Genomic DNA, 17,041 nt, shown 5'->3' on the forward strand with positions numbered 1-17,041 from the left:
GGTTATTCGCTGGTAAGGGCTTTGACCGGGTCGAGGCGAGCGGCCTTGCGCGCTGGCATGAAGCCGAACACGATGCCGGTGACGACAGCACAGGCGAAGGCGCCGAGCATGGCAGGCAGGGCAAAGGCCACCGCCACTTCGGCCAGCATCAGGCCGCCACCTATGGCCAGGGCCAGGACGATGCCGGCCAGGCCGCCGACCATCGACAGCATCACCGCCTCGCTGAGGAATTGCCGCAGGATGTCGCGCTGGCGCGCGCCGGTGGCCATGCGGATACCGATTTCACGGGTGCGCTCGCGCACGGTCATCAACATGATGTTCATCACGCCGATGCCACCCACCAGCAGCGAGATCGCGGCGATCGCCCCCAGCATCAGCGACAGGCTGTTCTGCGTGCGCGCCTCGGCCTGGATCAGCGCCGCGTCATTGGTCAGCTCGAAGTCCTGGCGGCCGTTGTGGCGCTGGCGCAGCAGCTTGTCGATGGCCGCTTCGGCTTCGTTGACACGCGTGGAGTCCAGGGCGGCAACGGCGATGTAGTCCGGGTCACGCTGGCCGAACAGGCGGATGGCTGCGGCGGAGTAGGGCACCACGATGCGCCCGTCGCTGTCCTGGTCGCCAGAGCTGGCGCCCTTGCCGGCCAGGATACCGACCACCTGGAACGGCACATTGCCGATCAACAGGTACTGCCCCAGCGGGTCGCGCCCAGGGTCGAGCATCTTTTCCCGCACTTTCTGGCCGATCACCGCCACCGCGGCAGCGTTGGCTTCATCGGCATCGCTGTAGAAGCTGCCTTGCACCGCCGGCCAGTTGAAAATTTCGGGGAACCCGGTGTTGTTGCCACCCACATAGAACCGCTGGCTGTTGTTGCCGTGGCGCACCATCATCTTTTCGCCGATCACCGGCATCACGTGCTTGACCTGCGGCAGTTGGCCGATGGCAGCGACATCGTCGAGGGTGATGGTGCCGGCCTGCTCGCCCAGGCTCGCCGGCTTGCCGTTCAGGTAGAGGATGTTCGAGCCGAAGGCTGCCATCTGCGCCATGACCTGGCGCTTGCTGCCTTCGCCCACTGCCAGCATCACCACCACCGAGGCCACGCCGATGACGATCCCCAGCAGGGTCAGGGCGGTGCGGAAGCGGTTGACCCACATCACCCGCCAGGCCGCCTGCAGGGCTTCGAATAATTCACCTTTCCATGCCCCGTGCAAGGTTGCGCCATGGTCCAGGCGCTGGCGCAGCTGGTCGGCCTGTAGCCCGCGACTGTTTTCGACCATGGGCTTGTCGGCGGCCGAATCGCTGATGATCAGGCCGTCGCGAATTTCGATCACGCGCTGCGCCCGCGCCGCGACATTGCGGTCATGGGTGATCAGGATGATCACGTGGCCCTGGCTGGCCAGTTCGTCGAGCAACGCCATCACTTCGGTGCCGCTGTGGCTGTCGAGGGCGCCAGTGGGTTCATCGGCGAGGATGATATGGCCACCGTTCATCAACGCCCGGGCAATCGACACCCGTTGTTGCTGGCCGCCAGACAACTGGTGCGGGCGGTTGCCAGTGCGGTTGGCCAGGCCCAGGCGGCCGAGCAGGGCGCTGGCACGGGCGTGGCGTTCGTTGGCGGCGATGCCGGCATAGATGGCCGGCATTTCGACGTTTTCCTGGGCCGAGCCCGAGGGGATCAGGTGGTAGCCCTGGAACACGAAGCCGAATGCCTCGCGGCGCAGCCAGGCCAGTTCGTCGCTGCCCAGCTCGGCCACATCCTTGCCGGCGAAGCGGTAGCTGCCAGAAGTGGGGCGGTCGAGGCAGCCGAGGATATTCATCAAGGTCGATTTGCCGGAGCCAGAGGCGCCGACGACGGCGACGAACTCGCCGGGATGGATGCGCAAGCTGATGCCATGAAGGATATCGACCTTGGGCGTTTCGATGCCGCCGTAGGATTTACGGATGTCGACCAGCTCGATCAGGGGTGTGCTCATTCAACCTCCGCTGACGCCAGGGGCGCCTATCACCAGGCGTTCGCCTTCGTTGAGGCCGTCCAGCACCTGCACGCGCAGGCGGTCGCTGAGGCCGGTGCGTACCTGGCGCTGTTCCACCTTGCCGTCGCGGGTCAGCACATGCGCCAGGCGCAGGCCATCGCCGTCGTCCAGCGCGGCCAGTGGTACGGTCAGCACCTGGCTGGCTTTGCCGGCGACAAAGAACACCTGCGTGGTCATCTCGGCCATCAGGGCGCCGTCCGGGTTGTCGACATCCAGCAGCACGCTGTACTGCACCACCTGGCTGCCGGCACTGCCATTGCTGACGCTGGCCGGGCTGCCGCCGCCCTGGCTGGCCTGCTCCAGTGGCTTGGGCGGGATCGGCAGCACTTGCCGCACGGTGCTGGTCCAGCGGCGCTTGCCGCCGGCCAGGGTGGTGAAGTAGGCGGTCATGCCCGGGGTGACCTTGCCGATGTCGGCCTCCGACACCTGGGCCCACACGGTCATCGGCGAGAGCTTGGCGATGCGCAGGATCAACGGGGTTTGTTGTTGGGCATTGAGGGTTTGCCCCTCACGGGCGTCCACCGCCACTACCGTGCCGTCCATCGGCGCGTAGATGCGCGTGTAGCCCAGCTCGGCCTCGTCGCTGCGCAGGCTGGCCTGGGCCTGGCGGATCTGCGCTTGGAACATGTCGATGCGCGCCTGGGTGACCTTCAGCTGTGCGGCGGCCGTTTGCACGTCCTCGTCACGGGTGGCACCAGCGGTGGCCAGCTCCCGTTGGCGTTTGAGCTGCTGCCGGGCCAGTTGGAACTGAGCGCGTTGTTCGGCCAGCTGGGCCTTGAGGTTGTCGATCGAGTAGCGGCCGGCATCCAGCCGGGCCTGCTGGGTAGAAGGGTCGATCTCGACCAGCAGCTGGCCTTTGCGCACCGTGTCGCCGACCTCCACATGCAGGGTGTGGATCTGCCCCGATGCCTGGGCACCGACGTCCACGTAGCGCCTTGGTTGCAGGGTGCCCAGTGCGGTAACGCTGCTTTCGATGTCGGCGCGGGTCACGGCAACCGTGCTGATTGGCTGTGCACCGTAGGGCAGGGCCTTCCAGGCCAGCAGGCTGCCCAGGCCGAGCAGGCCCAGGCCGCTGAGCAGGAGCCGGCGACGGGTGTTGGTTAAAGGTCTCATGCAGACATCCAGGCGAGTGGGTGCCAGATAGACGAAAGCGGCAGGAGGGGATTTAGCGAATATTGAGTAGGGGCTGACAGGTGTATGGCGACAGGCGCTAGATCGCCCATGACATACCCTTGTTGCTGAGAATAATTATAATTTGTAAGATCGCACGTTGACATCACTCGGTCCCGCGTTGCTGCCTGAAAGGGCTTTCTGGCATAGGCTGGCAGGACGATCTCAGGTAACGTCGTGGAACATTACTATCGCGAACTGGTGGGTTTCCTTTCTTCGCGCCTGGGCAGTCGTCAGGCCGCCGAAGACGTAGCGCATGATGCCTACCTGCGAGTGCTGGAGCGCACCGACGCCGAGCGCATCGAGCACCCGCGTGCTTTCCTTTACCGCACCGCGCTCAATCTGGTTGTCGACCGCCACCGCCGGCACCAGGTGCGCCAGGCCGAGCCACTGGAGGTGCTGGACAACGACGAGCGCTGGCACACCCCGGCGCCGACCCATGACATGCAGCTCGACCAGCGCCTGGCGCTTATGCAGCGTGCCCTGGATGAGCTGAGCAAGGTCTGCCGCGACTGCTTCCTGCTGCGCAAGATCGAAGGCTTGTCACACCACCAGATTGCCGAGCACCTGGGTATTTCCCGCAGCCTGGTGGAAAAGCACATCGTCAACGCCATGAAGCACTGTCGTGTGCGCATGCGCGAGTGGGAATCCTGATCGCCGGGTTGAAGGCGGATGAAAATTCCGTCAGTCGATCACTTGATTTCCACGGTTTTCCCGACTTCTATCAAAGAAGACCCTTGCCAGGCGTAGCCTAGGCAGCAGCCGTTACTGGCGCAGTATGGTCATGGAGCCTAACCATTTCCCAACTGCCCAGGTCCCACCATGGCCAACAAGACCCTGCGCATCCTCATCGCCGATGCACACCCCTGCCAGCGCCTGCAACTGGAGCGGCTGCTCAACGGCCTGGGCTACTACCGGATAGCGCCAGTGGAAAGCTTCGAGGAGCTGCAGCGCCTGGTGCTGAGTGCCTTGCAGCCTTTCCACCTGTTATTGGGCAATATCGAGCTGGCCAGCCATGTCGGGGTCGATCTGGCGCGCTTCTGTCGCGTCAGCACGCAGATCCAGCATGCCCTGCTTTATCACTCCAACCAGTTGCAAGTGCCGTTGGTGCCGCAGACCGAGCGCCAGGCCGTCAGCATGAGCTTGCCCCAGGTGCCCGACAACGAGGCACTGGAGGCATTCATGGCGATCATCGATTCGCCGCTGCAGGTCGGCAGGCTACCGCTGCCGGGCGCCATGCCGGCTGCCACGGCGCGGCCACGGCCGAAGGCCAATTTCGTCAATACCATGTTCAACCGCTAAAGCCGCAGCGGGCGGGGCAAGGGGGCAGCTATTTGCTATCCTCTTGCCCTTTGCCGATTTGCGGACCCTGCCATGACTGCCATCGATACCGCTCGCCCGCCACGGTTCAGCCGCGGCGACCACCGGACCCTGGGCCTGGCGGCGTTGGGCGGCGCGCTGGAGATCTACGATTTCATCATCTTCGTATTCTTTGCGCTGACCCTAAGCCAGTTGTTCTTCCCGCCCGAGATGCCCGAGTGGCTGCGCCTGCTGCAAAGCTTCGGAATCTTTGTCACCGGCTACCTGGCGCGGCCGCTGGGCGGCATCCTTATGGCGCACTTCGCCGACCACCTGGGACGCAAGCGGGTCTTCAGCCTGAGCATCCTGATGATGGCCCTGCCGTGCCTGTTGATCGGGGTGATGCCGACCTACGCCGACATCGGCTACGCTGCACCGCTGATCCTGCTGGCACTGCGCATCTTGCAGGGCGCGGCGGTGGGCGGCGAGGTGCCGAGTGCCTGGACCTTCGTCGCCGAGCACGCGCCAGCCGGGCGGCGCGGTTATGCCCTGGGCTTCCTGCAGGCCGGCTTGACCTTTGGCTATCTGCTGGGGGCATTGACCGCGACCTTGCTGGCGCAAGTGTTCACCCCGCAAGAAATCCTCGACTATGCCTGGCGCTACCCGTTCCTGCTCGGCGGGGTATTCGGCGTGATCGGCGTGTGGTTGCGTCGTTGGCTCAGCGAAACACCGGTGTTCCTCGCCCTGCGTGCGCGCCAGGAACAGCCGGTGAGCTTCCCGCTGCGGCGGGTGCTGGGCGAACACCGCCGGGCGTTGATCCCGGCGGCGCTGCTGACCTGCGTGCTGACTTCCGCCGTGGTGGTGCTGGTGGTGATTACCCCGACAGTGATGCAGCAGCGCTTCGGCATGAGTGCCGGGCACACCTTTGCCCTTAGCAGCGTGGGCATCGTCTTCCTCAACATCGGCTGCGTGCTGGCCGGGCTGCTGGTCGACCGTGCAGGCGCCTGGCGCGCACTTATGTTCTACAGCCTGTTGCTGCCGGTGGGCATCGGCGCGTTGTATGCCAGCCTTGTGGGACAGTGGGGCGTGACCTGGCTGGCCTATGCGCTGGCGGGCCTGTCCTGCGGTGTGGTGGGCGTGGTGCCGTCAGTGATGGTCGGGTTGTTCCCGGCCGAGATCCGCGTGTCGGGCATCTCCTTCACCTATAACGTGGCCTACGCGCTTTGGGCCAGCACCACGCCGCTGGCGCTGATTGCGCTGATGCCGTGGAGCCCGTGGGTGTGTGTCGGCTTTTGTCTTGCCATGGGCACGGTGGGGTTGCTGACGGCCTTGTACTTTGGGCGTCGGGAACCATTGGCGTTCGCGGCAGAGCCGATGCCGGTAATGTGTGGTGAAAAATAGTTTTCTGTTGTTTGTTCTGGCCTCATCGCCGGCAAGCCGGCTCCCACAGGGATAGCGCATGGCTCGAGGTCGATGCGGTCGAGGTGGGAGCTGGCTTGCCGGCGATGAGGCCGGTACAGGTAAAACAAAAAGCCCCCGGCTCGTGAGAACCGGGGGCTTTTTGTTAGTGCAGGGCAGGGGCCTTACATGTTCGGGTAGTTCGGCCCGCCAGCGCCTTCAGGGGTGACCCAGGTGATGTTCTGGGCCGGGTCCTTGATGTCGCAGGTCTTGCAATGCACGCAGTTCTGCGCGTTGATCTGGAAGCGCTTGCTGCCGTCTTCCTGGGTGACAACCTCGTACACGCCTGCCGGGCAGTAGCGCTGGGCCGGCTCGTCATACAGCGGCAGGTTGCTGGCGATCGGCACGTTCGGGTCGGTCAGCTTCAGGTGGCAGGGCTGTTCCTCTTCGTGGTTGGTGCTGGAGAGGAATACCGAGCTGAGCTTGTCGAAGCTGAGCTTGCCGTCCGGTTTCGGGTAATCGATCTTCTGCGACTCGGCCGCCAGCTTCAGGCAGGCGTAGTCCGGCTTGGTGTCGTGCAGGGTGAACGGCAGCTTGCCGCCGAACCAGTTCTGGTCCACATAGTTGAATGCCGCGCCCAGCAGCGGGCCGAACTTGTGCATGGCCGGGCCGAAGTTGCGGCTGGCGAACAGCTCCTCGTACAGCCAGCTGGCCTTGAAGGCGCTGACGTAACCGTTGAGCTGGTCACCGCCTTCGCTGCCGGCGATCAGTGCATCAGCCACCGCTTCGGCGGCGAGCATGCCGGACTTCATTGCGGTGTGGCTGCCCTTGATCTTGGCGAAGTTCAGGGTGCCCAGGTCGCAGCCGATCAGCGCGCCGCCGTTGAAGACCATTTTCGGCAGCGAGTTGAAGCCGCCCTTGCAGATGGCACGGGCACCGTAGCTGATGCGCTTGCCGCCTTCGAGGTATTGCGCCATCACCGGGTGGTGCTTGAGACGCTGGAACTCGTCGAACGGCGACAGGTACGGGTTGGCGTAGGACAGGTCGACGATCAGGCCGACCACCACCTGGTTGTTTTCCAGGTGATAGAGGAACGAACCACCAGTGTTGTCCTTGGCCATGACGTCCAGCGGCCAGCCAGCGGTGTGCACCACCAGGCCCTGCTCGTGCTTGGCCGGGTCGATTTCCCAGATTTCCTTCAGGCCGATGCCGTAGTGCTGGACGTCGGCTTCGCTATCCAGGTTGAAGCGCTTGATCAGCTGCTTGCCGATGTGGCCACGGCAACCTTCGGCGAACAGGGTGTACTTGCCACGCAGCTCCATGCCAGGGGTGTACATGCCGTCTTTCGGGTTGCCTTCACGGTCCACACCCATGTCGCCGGTGACAATGCCGCGCACCACTCCGTTTTCATCGAACAGCGCTTCCTGGGCGGCGAAGCCCGGGTAGACTTCCACGCCCAGGTTCTCGGCCTGCTGGGCCAGCCAGCGGCACAGGTTACCCAGGGAGATGATGTAGTTACCCTGGTTGTGCATGGTCTTGGGCACGAACAGGTCAGGCACCTTGGTCGAACTGCCTGCATCCTTGAGTACGTAGATGTCGTCACGCTTCACTTCGGTGTTCAGCGGCGCGCCGAGCTCTTTCCAGTCGGGGAACAGCTCGTTCAGGGCGCGGGGTTCGAACACCGCGCCGGAGAGGATGTGGGCGCCGACTTCAGAGCCTTTTTCCACCACGCAGACGCTGATTTCGCTACCGGCTTCGGCGGCCTTCTGCTTCAGGCGGCAGGCGGCGGACAGGCCCGCCGGGCCGGCGCCGACGATGACCACGTCGAATTCCATGTATTCGCGTTCCACTGGTTCTCTCCTACTCATCAAGGCTCGTGCTGTTGCTTTGTCTTATTGGGTGCGCGGGGCATTCGCAGCGGTTCTACGCAACGGCGGAACTGTAGCTGGGCAAATGACGGACTACACCGTTTTGTCTTGGCCGCGCATTATATCTACACCACTTGGCGGGTCCAATACAAACGTTTGTTTGAATTTGCCGCAGGCCAGTAAAATCACAGGAACGCGGCTGGAGGGTGACCGATTTGCCGTATTGACCGGATTGGGTGTTACGGTCAAGATACGAGCGGTTTTACGTTCGCCGTAGGCTTGCAGCCGGGCGCAGGTACACCTCTAAAGACCAGGTGTGGAGCAGGGTTTTGCGGCCTTTGGCCGGTTTGTAGTGGAGTTTACACGCCACGACAGAAAATGACCCGTGAGTATTTGTCGCAAGAGTCCGGACAAGACTGTTCGGTCACTGTGAAGTTACCGCCTCCCGGTACGTTTTTAGAGGTGCCCTTGTACCCACGCGCATCGCAGGGCTCTGCCCCTGGCGACTATCTATTCACCGGAGAGTAACGAGGAATCCATGAAGGTTCTTGTAGCTGTCAAACGAGTGGTCGACTACAACGTCAAGGTTCGCGTCAAGGCGGACAACTCCGGCGTCGACCTTGCTAACGTCAAGATGTCCATGAACCCCTTCTGCGAAATCGCCGTGGAAGAAGCCGTACGCCTGAAGGAAAAGGGCGTCGCGTCCGAGATCGTCGTCGTTTCCGTCGGCCCGACCACTGCCCAGGAACAACTGCGTACTGCCCTGGCCCTGGGTGCCGACCGTGCCATCCTGGTCGAAGCCGCTGACGAACTGAATTCCCTGGCCGTGGCCAAGGCGCTGAAAGCCGTTGTCGACAAAGAGCAGCCGCAGCTGGTCATCCTCGGCAAGCAGGCCATCGACAGTGACAACAACCAGACCGGCCAGATGCTGGCTGCGCTGACCGGCTTCGCCCAGGGCACTTTCGCCTCCAAGGTCGAAGTGGCTGGCGACAAGCTGAACGTCACCCGTGAAATCGACGGCGGCCTGCAGACCGTTGCACTGAACCTGCCAGCCATCGTCACTACCGACCTGCGCCTGAACGAACCGCGCTACGCGTCGCTGCCGAACATCATGAAGGCCAAGAAGAAGCCGCTGGAGACTGTTACTCCAGACGCGCTGGGCGTTTCCCTCGCCTCCACCAACAAGACCCTGAAGGTTGAAGCCCCGGCTGCCCGCAGCGCTGGCATCAAGGTCAAATCGGTGGCCGAACTGGTCGAGAAGCTGAAGAACGAAGCGAAGGTAATCTAAATGACTATCCTGGTTGTCGCTGAATACGAGAACGGTGCCGTAGCCCCGGCCACCCTGAACACTGTTGCTGCTGCCGCCAAGATCGGTGGTGATGTGCACGTGCTGGTCGCTGGCCAGAACGTGGGCGGCGTTGCCGAGTCCGCAGCCAAGATCGCTGGCGTGGCCAAGGTGCTGGTTGCCGATAACGCTGCCTACGCCCACGTCCTGCCAGAAAACGTTGCGCCGCTGATCGTCGAGCTGGCCAAGGGTTACAGCCACGTGCTGGCGCCGGCCACCACCAACGGCAAGAACATCCTGCCGCGCGTTGCCGCGCTGCTGGACGTGGACCAGATCTCCGAGATCATCTCGGTCGAGTCCGCCGACACCTTCAAGCGCCCGATCTATGCTGGTAACGCCATTGCCACCGTGCAATCGAGCGCTGCCATCAAGGTCATCACCGTGCGTACCACCGGCTTCGACGCCGTGGCCGCCGAAGGTGGTTCGGCTGCCATCGAAGCCGTTGGCGCTGCGCACAACGCCGGCATCTCGGCCTTCGTTGGCGAAGAGCTGGCCAAGTCCGACCGCCCAGAGCTGACCGCTGCCAAGATCGTCGTTTCCGGCGGCCGTGGCATGGGCAACGGTGACAACTTCAAGCACCTGTACAGCCTGGCCGACAAGCTCGGCGCTGCCGTCGGTGCTTCGCGCGCCGCGGTCGACGCCGGCTTCGTGCCGAACGACATGCAGGTCGGTCAGACCGGCAAGATCGTCGCGCCGCAGCTGTACATCGCCGTCGGTATCTCCGGCGCGATCCAGCACCTGGCCGGCATGAAGGACTCCAAGGTGATCGTGGCGATCAACAAGGACGAAGAAGCGCCGATCTTCCAGGTAGCCGACTACGGCCTGGTCGCTGACCTGTTCGAAGCGGTTCCGGAGCTGGAAAAGCTGGTCTGATCCGCCTGCTTCACTTATAAAGAACCCGGCCCTTGTACAGGGGCCGGGTTTTTTTTGGTCTGTACAAGGAGTGAGCAATGGTGCTGCGTAAAGCAGGCGGGGTGCTGGCATGCCTGGCGGTGCTGGTTTCGCCGCTGGCCATGGCGGCGGGCAAGTGTGAACGCCTGGTGGCAACCGGCAGCCCTGATTCACCGCCCTATTCATGGCAGGACCCCAACGACCCGAAACACCTGATCGGCGCCAACGTCGACCTGCTGCGCCAGGTGGCTGGCGAGCTGGGTGTGAAAGTGGAGGTGCTGAGCGCCGGCCGTCGTGACCAGGCGCTGGAAGAAGTACGTAGCGGGCGGATAGACCTGCTGCTCGACACCCCCATGCAGGTGGAGCAACTGACCGCGCTGGACTACATCCATCCACCCCTGCAGCTCAACGAATACCTGGTGTGGACGCGCCACGACGCCACACTGGCCTTCGAGGGCCCGGCTGACCTGGCCCAGTACCAAGGCAGTTTGTCCGAGCGCGCGCGGCTGACCCCGGCCTTTACCGCTTTCGCCAAGGCCCAGCTGAAGCTGGTGCCGGCACAGAACCTGACCCAGGCATTCCAGAAGCTGGTGCTCGGCCAGGTGGATTATGTGCTCGCTGGCCGCTATTCGGGCATCGCCATGGCCCAGAGCCTGGGCATGAGCAATGACCTGATCGCCCGCGGCCTGCCGGTGGATCGGCCGGGCCTGTACCTGGCGCTGTCGCACAATTCGGCCTGCAATGACAGCTGGCTGCGTGGGCAATTGGCGAAAAAACTGACAGAATTGCCGATCTCCGGAGCATCCGAGGCCGTGCTGCAACGTAATGTCGAGCGCTGGAAAGCGCAGCTGCAGGTGCCGTCGGACGCCCCCAAACACTAGGAAGATTGCGTGAGAACCCAACCACTAATCCTTGCCCTGGCCGTGCTCGGCCTGGCTGGCTGCGCCAACGATCCGGCCCCTAACGAGCAGATGCGCATCTCCGAACAGGCACTGGAGCAGGCCAGGGCCGTCGGTGCCACCGAGCAGGTCGATGCGCTCAAGCTGGCTGAAGACAAGCTGGCCCGGGCCAAGACCAACATGCTCACCGAAGACTACCGCGATGCGCGCATGCGTGCCGAGCAGGCCGAGCTGGATGCGCGCCTGGCCGAGGCCCAGGTACTGAACCAGAAGAGCGAAGAGCAGCTGCAACTGCTGCAGTCGCGGGTCCAGCGCCTGCGCAAGCAGTTGGAGGTGCAGCCATGATCCGTCGCATGCCATTGGCCGCGCTGGCAGTGCTGGCGCTGGCGGCAGGTTTGCAAGGTTGCGCCAGCCAGCGCAGCAGCGCAGCGCTGGATGATGCCACTGCAGCTTTCCAGAAGGTCAAGGATGATTCCAATGTGCTGCGCAGCGCGCCGCGCGACGTGATTCGCGCAGGCGAGTCGCTGGCCCGTGCCGAGCGCCTGTCCAGCTACATCGGCACCGGTGCCGACGTGCGCCATTACGCCTACCTGAGCCAGCGCTACAGCGAAATTGCCAGCGAGCATGCCAAGCTGGCGTTGAACCAGGAGCGCCAGGCCAAGCTCGACCTGGAGCGCCAGCGCCTGCAGCTGGCCCTGCGCGAGGCCAAGCTGGCCAGTGTTCAGCAGCAGGGCAAGTGGGTCGAATCGCAGATCGCCGCGCTGGCCTCGGAGCAGGCCGACCGTGGTCTGGTCATGACCCTGGGGGACGTGCTGTTCGACACCGGCCGCGCCGACCTGAAGAACTCAGCCAGCCGTACCGTGCTCAAGCTGGTGCAGTTCCTCCAGCTCAACCCGCGCCGGGTGGTTCGGATCGAGGGCTATACCGACAGCACCGGCCCGGCCGAGGACAACCTGAAGCTGTCCCGTGACCGGGCGCAAGCCGTGGCCGACATGCTGGTAGACCTGGGTATCGACGAGAAGCGCCTGCAGGTCGAGGGGTATGGCGACCAGTACCCGATCGAGGCCAATGCCTCGGAGCGGGGCAGGGCGCAGAACCGCCGGGTGGAGATCGTGTTCTCCGATGACAAGGGCAAGCTGGCGCCAGCACGCTGAATCATGTGAAAGGGGCCGCTTTGCGGCCCATTGCAGGCAAGCCAGCTCCCACAGGTGATGAACAGGGCTTGAGGTCAATGCATCAAGGTGGGAGCTGGCTTGCCGGCGATGGGCTGCGAAGCAGCCCCGCTTTTCGTCGGGCTACCCGGGCTTGATCGTTTCCATGGCTGTCACGCAACTGTATTGTTGACTATCCTGCGATCTGTCCCAGTACACTTTGCAACTGTTACGGTATCCTCTACCGTCAGACACAAGAACAACGAGCCCGTCCGCGCGTCGAGAGCCAGCCATGACCAACCTGCTGTTGTACCAGCGTATCGCCCAGCAACTGGCCGATGACATCCGTCGTGGTGTCTACCAGCCAGGCGAGCGGGTGCCCTCCGTGCGCAAGATGAGCGCCCAGCTCAATGTCAGCCATGCCACGGTGCTGCAGGCCTATGCCAATCTCGAGGACCAGGGGCTGATTCGTGCGCGGCCGCAGTCCGGCTACTACGTGCACCAGACCCCGGCCCTGACCGCGCAGACCCCGGACATCGCCCGCGTGGAGCGCCCCGGCCTGGTCACCCGCGCCAGTATCATCCAGCAGGTACTGACCGAGGCTCGCCGTGATGGCGTGTTCCCGTTCGGCGCCGCTGTGCCGCATGTCGACTACCTGCCGGTCCGTGCATTGCACCAGCAGATTGCCAAGGTGACGCGCTTCCACAGCCCGCGTGCCTTCAGCTACATGTTCAGCCCCGGCTTCGAGCCGCTGCGCCGGCAGATCGCCATTCGCATGCGTGATGCCGGCGTCCTGGTCGACCCGCGTGAAGTGATCGTGACCCATGGCTGTGTCGATGCGCTGCAGATGTCGCTGCGCGTGCTGACTCGTCCAGGCGACCTGATCGCGGCCGAATCGCCCACCTATTACGGTCTGCTGCAACTGGCCGACCTGCTGGGCCTGAAGGTGATCGAGATCCCCAGCGACCCGTCCACCGGCATCAGCCTCGAGGCGCTGCAACTGGCCGCCAACCAGTGGTCGATCAAGGCCCTGGTCCTGACCGCGCGCCTCAGCAATCCGCTGGGTGGTACTGTCCCGGAAGAGCGGCAGAAGCAGTTGCTGCGCCTGGCGTCGGACTTCGATATCCAGATCGTCGAGGATGACATCTATGGCGAGCTGATGTTCGAGCAAGGCAAGACCAAGGCGCTCAAGGCATTCGACCGCCTGGACCGAGTAATCTATTGCTCGAGTTTTTCCAAGACCCTGTCCCCTGGTGTTCGAGTTGGCTGGATGATCGCCGGGCGCTATCAGGACGAGATCCAGCGCCTGCAAACCTTCACCACCCACTCGGCCTGCAGCGTGACGCAGATGGGTGTGGCGGCCTACCTGGAGAATGGCGGCTACGACCGGCACCTGCGTTACATCCGCCAGGAGTACCGCAAGAACCTCAGTGCCTACCAGCTGGCGGTGCAGCAACACTTCCCCGAGGGTACCCAGATGACCCGGCCGACGGGCGGTTTCATCCTTTGGGTGAGCCTGCCGGGGCGGGTCAACACCCAGGAGCTGCATGTGCGTGCGCTGGAGCAGGGCATCAGTATTGCGCCGGGGCTGATCTTCAGTAACACCGAGCAATTCAACCACTGCATCCGCCTTAATTGCGGTATACCGTGGAACAAGGAAGCCGAGCGCGCGGTGATCACCCTCGGTTTGCTGGCCCAGCAATTGTGCCGGGAGCCAGCGGCAGCATTTTTATAGGCTTGCCACGCGCCTGTGGAACAGGGAGCATACGCACTTTTCCTGCCAGTCTGTCCATTTGCCATGAATGCTCTGCGCCGTTTTGCCCTGATCTTGTGCCTTGTACCGCTCTGCAGCCTGGCTGGTGTTGCCCAGGCTGCGCAGCCGGCAGGCCAGGCGCAGGCGGCCAAGTCGGTGCAGAAAGCCAAGCCGGTGCAGAAGGCCGGAGCCAGGCCAGCGCACAAGCAACCAGCAAAAAAAGCCGGTAACAGCAAGGCCAGGCCGGCGCGGAAGCAGGTGAGCAAGGAGGTTGCCAAGCCGCTACCCAAGGCAAAGCTCGACCTCAGCCTGCCGGCCGAGATGGTCGATAACCTTGAGCCAAATGTGGGCAGCCTGTCGCCGATACAGCGTCGCAAACCTCTACTGCCTCCCATGTTCACTGAAAAGCCGGAGACCAGCGACAGCCCGTTCCAGCTCAATGGCCGGTTGATCAGCAATGAAATGCAGCTGCAGCTACGCAATGACAGCCGCCGGGAAGTGGAAGGGGCGGCCATCGATTTCGAGTACCGCCAGTAGCTGGCGAACTGACTGCCGGGTCACAGCAGATTTCATCGTGCCAGCAATTTCAAACGCCTGTTTGAGCGGTTACTATCCAGGGACGTTCGTCCCGTTTTGTTCCAGGGAGTCCTTATTTTGGTGAATAGCCATGAACTGTCGTGAGGGCTGTGGTGCCTGCTGCATCGCCCCGTCCATCACCTCTGCGATGCCGCGCATGCCCAATGGCAAGCCGGCTGGCGAGCGCTGCCTGCACCTGACTGTCGACAACCTCTGCGACTTGTTCGGCAAGCCCGAACGGCCTGCGGTGTGTGGTGGTTTCAAGGCGGATGTCGAGGTGTGTGGCAGTGATCGTGATGAGGCCATAAGGATTCTCGGCTGGTGGGAACAGATAACGGCGGCGTGACAGGCTGGATCTTCGAAAACAAGGATAAACATGATGAGATCGTTCAAGCGTATTGCTCTGCTGTGTGGCATGGGTGTTCTGCTGTCGCCTGCGGCCTGGGCCGAAAACTGGCAGGTAGCCAAGGACGAGGAGGGGATCAAGGTTTCCCTCAGCGAAGTGGCTGGTTCCAAGTACAAGGCCTATCAAGGCGTTACCGTGATCAAGGCGCCGCTGGCCAAGGTGCAGGCCTTGCAAGAGGATGTGGTCGGGGCCTGTGCCTGGATTCACGAATGCAAGTTGCAGAAGTTGCTCAAGCACGAAGGTGACCAGAGCTGGACCTACACCCAGTTCAATACGCCATGGCCGGTGACGCCGCGGGACTCGGTGTTGCATGTGACTACTGTGAAGGAGGCTGATGGCAGCCTGGTGCGCAACCTGAAGGAAGAGCCGACCTATATCCCGGAAGAGAAGGGCTTTGTGCGGGTGGCGAAGGTCGAAGGCTTCTGGAAGCTGGTGCCCAAGGGCGACAGCACGGAAGTGACCTATCAGGTGCACACCGAGCCGGGTGGCAGCGTGCCGGCGATGGTGGCCAACAAGTTCGTGGTGGATGCGCCGTTCAATACCCTGAAAGGGTTGCGGGAGCGGGCGGAGAAAAACTGAGGCATTGTGTCGAGCAGAAATAAAAAAGGCTGCCCGAGGGCAGCCTTTTTGCGTTCGGCTAGGGAAGCTTACTTGCGGTCCTGCAGCGCAACGATGTCGCGCTTCTGCTCGCCGGTGTACAGCTGGCGCGGGCGGCCGATCTTGTACGGGCTGGAGAGCATTTCTTTCCAGTGCGAGATCCAGCCCACGGTACGTGCCAGGGCGAAGATCACGGTGAACATGCTGGTCGGAATGCCGATTGCCTTGAGGATGATCCCCGAGTAGAAGTCGACGTTCGGGTACAGCGAGCGCTCGATGAAGTACGGATCGGTCAGGGCGATCTCTTCCAGGCGCATGGCCAGTTCCAGCTGCGGGTCGTTCTTGATGCCCAGCTCGCGCAGGACTTCGTCGCAGGTCTGCTTCATCACGGTGGCGCGCGGGTCGCGGTTTTTGTACACGCGGTGACCGAAGCCCATGAGCTTGAACGGGTCGTTCTTGTCCTTGGCCTTGGCGATGAACTTGTCGATGTTCGAGACATCGCCGATTTCATCGAGCATGGTCAGTACCGCTTCGTTCGCACCGCCATGGGCCGGGCCCCAAAGTGCGGCGATACCGGCGGCGATACAGGCGAACGGGTTGGCACCCGACGAACCGGCCAGACGAACGGTGGAAGTGGAGGCGTTCTGCTCGTGGTCGGCGTGGAGGATGAAGATCCGGTCCATCGCCTTGGCCAGCACCGGGCTGATCGGTTTGATCTCGCACGGGGTGTTGAACATCATGTGCAGGAAGTTTTCCGCGTACGACAGGTCGTTGCGCGGGTACATCATCGGCTGGCCCATGGAGTACTTGTAAACCATCGCGGCCAGGGTCGGCATCTTGGCGACCAGGCGCACCGCGGAAATCTCGCGGTGTTGCGGGTTATTGATGTCCAGGGAGTCGTGATAGAACGCCGACAGGGCGCCAACCACGCCGCACATCACCGCCATCGGGTGGGCGTCGCGGCGGAAGCCGTTGAAGAAGGACTTCAGCTGCTCGTGAACCATGGTGTGGTTCTTCACGGTGCTGACGAACTGGGCCTTCTGCTCGGCATTCGGCAGTTCGCCGTTGAGCAGCAGGTAGCAGGTTTCGAGGTAGTCGGACTTTTCGGCGAGCTGCTCGATCGGGTAGCCGCGGTGCAGCAGGATACCTTTGTCGCCGTCAATGTAGGTGATCTTCGACTCGCACGAGGCAGTCGCCATGAAACCAGGGTCGAAGGTGAAGTGACCAGTGGCCCCCAACCCGCGGACGTCGATTACATCAGGACCAACGGTGCCGGTTAAAATGGGCAGCTCGACGGGGGCAGCGCCCTCGATGACCAACTGCGCTTTTTTGTCAGCCATGTGGCCTCCTATTAATGCTTGAAATCATCAGACAGACCCCCCACGCAGGGCCCGCACCACTATAGAGGGATAAATTCAGATGTCAATTTGCCTAAAGGCTTGTTGAAACAGGCATTGAGGCCTGATTTTTCGCGAAATTCTCGCCCATTTACGCCTTTTGTGCGCTAAAGGCAATGCGCTATTTGGGCTACCCCGTCACGTTGTCATAAGCAGCCTAACTGTCTATACTCGCAACCCGACCGCCAGGGGCTTGCAAGCCCGAACTGCTGGGGGTCGCCGTTCCCTGGGTGGTGGGTACCTGACCAGTACACTTACCAACAA

The 17,041-nt window shown here is 62.8% G+C and carries 16 protein-coding genes; 12 read left to right on the forward strand and 4 right to left on the reverse strand.

Annotated elements, in window-relative coordinates:
• Window positions 1–2: 2 nt before the first annotated feature.
• Both CAG18_RS04400 and CAG18_RS04405 read right to left on the reverse strand, forming a co-directional pair.
• Window positions 3–1,967 carry a MacB family efflux pump subunit gene (locus tag CAG18_RS04400; protein WP_054572525.1) on the reverse strand — a complete coding sequence of 655 codons (1,965 nt, stop codon included), beginning with the start codon at window positions 1,965–1,967 and terminating at the stop codon, window positions 3–5.
• Window positions 1,968–3,140 carry an efflux RND transporter periplasmic adaptor subunit gene (locus CAG18_RS04405; protein WP_015271106.1) on the reverse strand — a complete coding sequence of 391 codons (1,173 nt, stop codon included), beginning with the start codon at window positions 3,138–3,140 and terminating at the stop codon, window positions 1,968–1,970. It lies immediately after the preceding gene.
• A 234-nt stretch (window positions 3,141–3,374) separates the two neighbouring features.
• Between CAG18_RS04405 and CAG18_RS04410 the strand changes: the two genes are divergently transcribed.
• From CAG18_RS04410 to CAG18_RS04420, 3 genes are all read left to right on the forward strand, one after another.
• Entirely contained in the window at window positions 3,375–3,851 is a 477-nt protein-coding gene (locus CAG18_RS04410) for a sigma-70 family RNA polymerase sigma factor (protein WP_085720466.1), read from the forward strand.
• A gap of 168 nt (window positions 3,852–4,019) precedes the next feature.
• Window positions 4,020–4,499, forward strand: coding sequence for a hypothetical protein (locus tag CAG18_RS04415; RefSeq protein WP_015271104.1), 480 nt, complete (start codon window positions 4,020–4,022; stop codon window positions 4,497–4,499).
• Between the two features lie 72 nt (window positions 4,500–4,571).
• Window positions 4,572–5,897, forward strand: coding sequence for an MFS transporter (locus CAG18_RS04420; protein WP_085720467.1), 1,326 nt, complete (start codon window positions 4,572–4,574; stop codon window positions 5,895–5,897).
• Window positions 5,898–6,079: 182 nt separating this feature from the next.
• Here CAG18_RS04420 and CAG18_RS04425 read toward each other — a convergent pair whose 3' ends face one another.
• A complete protein-coding gene (locus CAG18_RS04425) occupies window positions 6,080–7,762 on the reverse strand; it encodes an electron transfer flavoprotein-ubiquinone oxidoreductase (protein ID WP_075045849.1) in 1,683 nt (560 codons plus the stop codon).
• Between the two features lie 538 nt (window positions 7,763–8,300).
• Here CAG18_RS04425 and CAG18_RS04430 point away from each other — a divergent pair.
• The 9 genes from CAG18_RS04430 (at window position 8,301) to CAG18_RS04470 (ending at window position 15,362) form a co-directional block, all read left to right on the forward strand.
• On the forward strand, window positions 8,301–9,050 hold the full coding sequence (locus tag CAG18_RS04430; protein WP_025339979.1) for an electron transfer flavoprotein subunit beta/FixA family protein: 750 nt from the start codon (window positions 8,301–8,303) through the stop codon (window positions 9,048–9,050).
• Window positions 9,051–9,980 (forward strand): electron transfer flavoprotein subunit alpha/FixB family protein, encoded by a 930-nt coding sequence (locus CAG18_RS04435; RefSeq protein WP_013973453.1) that lies wholly within the window; start codon window positions 9,051–9,053, stop codon window positions 9,978–9,980.
• A gap of 77 nt (window positions 9,981–10,057) precedes the next feature.
• Window positions 10,058–10,879 carry an ABC transporter substrate-binding protein gene (locus CAG18_RS04440; protein ID WP_061304247.1) on the forward strand — a complete coding sequence of 274 codons (822 nt, stop codon included), beginning with the start codon at window positions 10,058–10,060 and terminating at the stop codon, window positions 10,877–10,879.
• A gap of 9 nt (window positions 10,880–10,888) precedes the next feature.
• Window positions 10,889–11,242, forward strand: a complete 354-nt coding sequence (locus CAG18_RS04445; protein ID WP_013973451.1) for a DUF4398 domain-containing protein — start codon at window positions 10,889–10,891, stop codon at window positions 11,240–11,242.
• Window positions 11,239–12,051 carry an OmpA family protein gene (locus CAG18_RS04450; RefSeq protein ID WP_015271099.1) on the forward strand — a complete coding sequence of 271 codons (813 nt, stop codon included), beginning with the start codon at window positions 11,239–11,241 and terminating at the stop codon, window positions 12,049–12,051. The genes CAG18_RS04445 and CAG18_RS04450 overlap by 4 nt, the downstream gene beginning before the upstream one ends.
• Window positions 12,052–12,340: 289 nt before the next feature.
• Window positions 12,341–13,783 (forward strand): PLP-dependent aminotransferase family protein, encoded by a 1,443-nt coding sequence (locus CAG18_RS04455; protein ID WP_013973449.1) that lies wholly within the window; start codon window positions 12,341–12,343, stop codon window positions 13,781–13,783.
• A gap of 63 nt (window positions 13,784–13,846) precedes the next feature.
• Entirely contained in the window at window positions 13,847–14,338 is a 492-nt protein-coding gene (locus tag CAG18_RS04460) for a hypothetical protein (protein WP_085720468.1), read from the forward strand.
• A gap of 130 nt (window positions 14,339–14,468) precedes the next feature.
• Window positions 14,469–14,723, forward strand: a complete 255-nt coding sequence (locus CAG18_RS04465) for a YkgJ family cysteine cluster protein (protein ID WP_023661894.1) — start codon at window positions 14,469–14,471, stop codon at window positions 14,721–14,723.
• Between the two features lie 33 nt (window positions 14,724–14,756).
• The gene (locus CAG18_RS04470; RefSeq protein WP_061304243.1) at window positions 14,757–15,362 is read left to right on the forward strand and encodes an START domain-containing protein; all 606 of its coding nucleotides are present in this window, start codon (window positions 14,757–14,759) and stop codon (window positions 15,360–15,362) included.
• A 68-nt stretch (window positions 15,363–15,430) separates the two neighbouring features.
• Here CAG18_RS04470 and gltA read toward each other — a convergent pair whose 3' ends face one another.
• Window positions 15,431–16,720 carry a citrate synthase gene (gene gltA, locus CAG18_RS04475; protein ID WP_013973445.1) on the reverse strand — a complete coding sequence of 430 codons (1,290 nt, stop codon included), beginning with the start codon at window positions 16,718–16,720 and terminating at the stop codon, window positions 15,431–15,433.
• Window positions 16,721–17,041 lie beyond the last annotated feature (321 nt).

The organism is Pseudomonas sp. B22(2017), from assembly GCF_002113105.1.
Lineage (GTDB): Bacteria > Pseudomonadota > Gammaproteobacteria > Pseudomonadales > Pseudomonadaceae > Aquipseudomonas > Aquipseudomonas asiatica.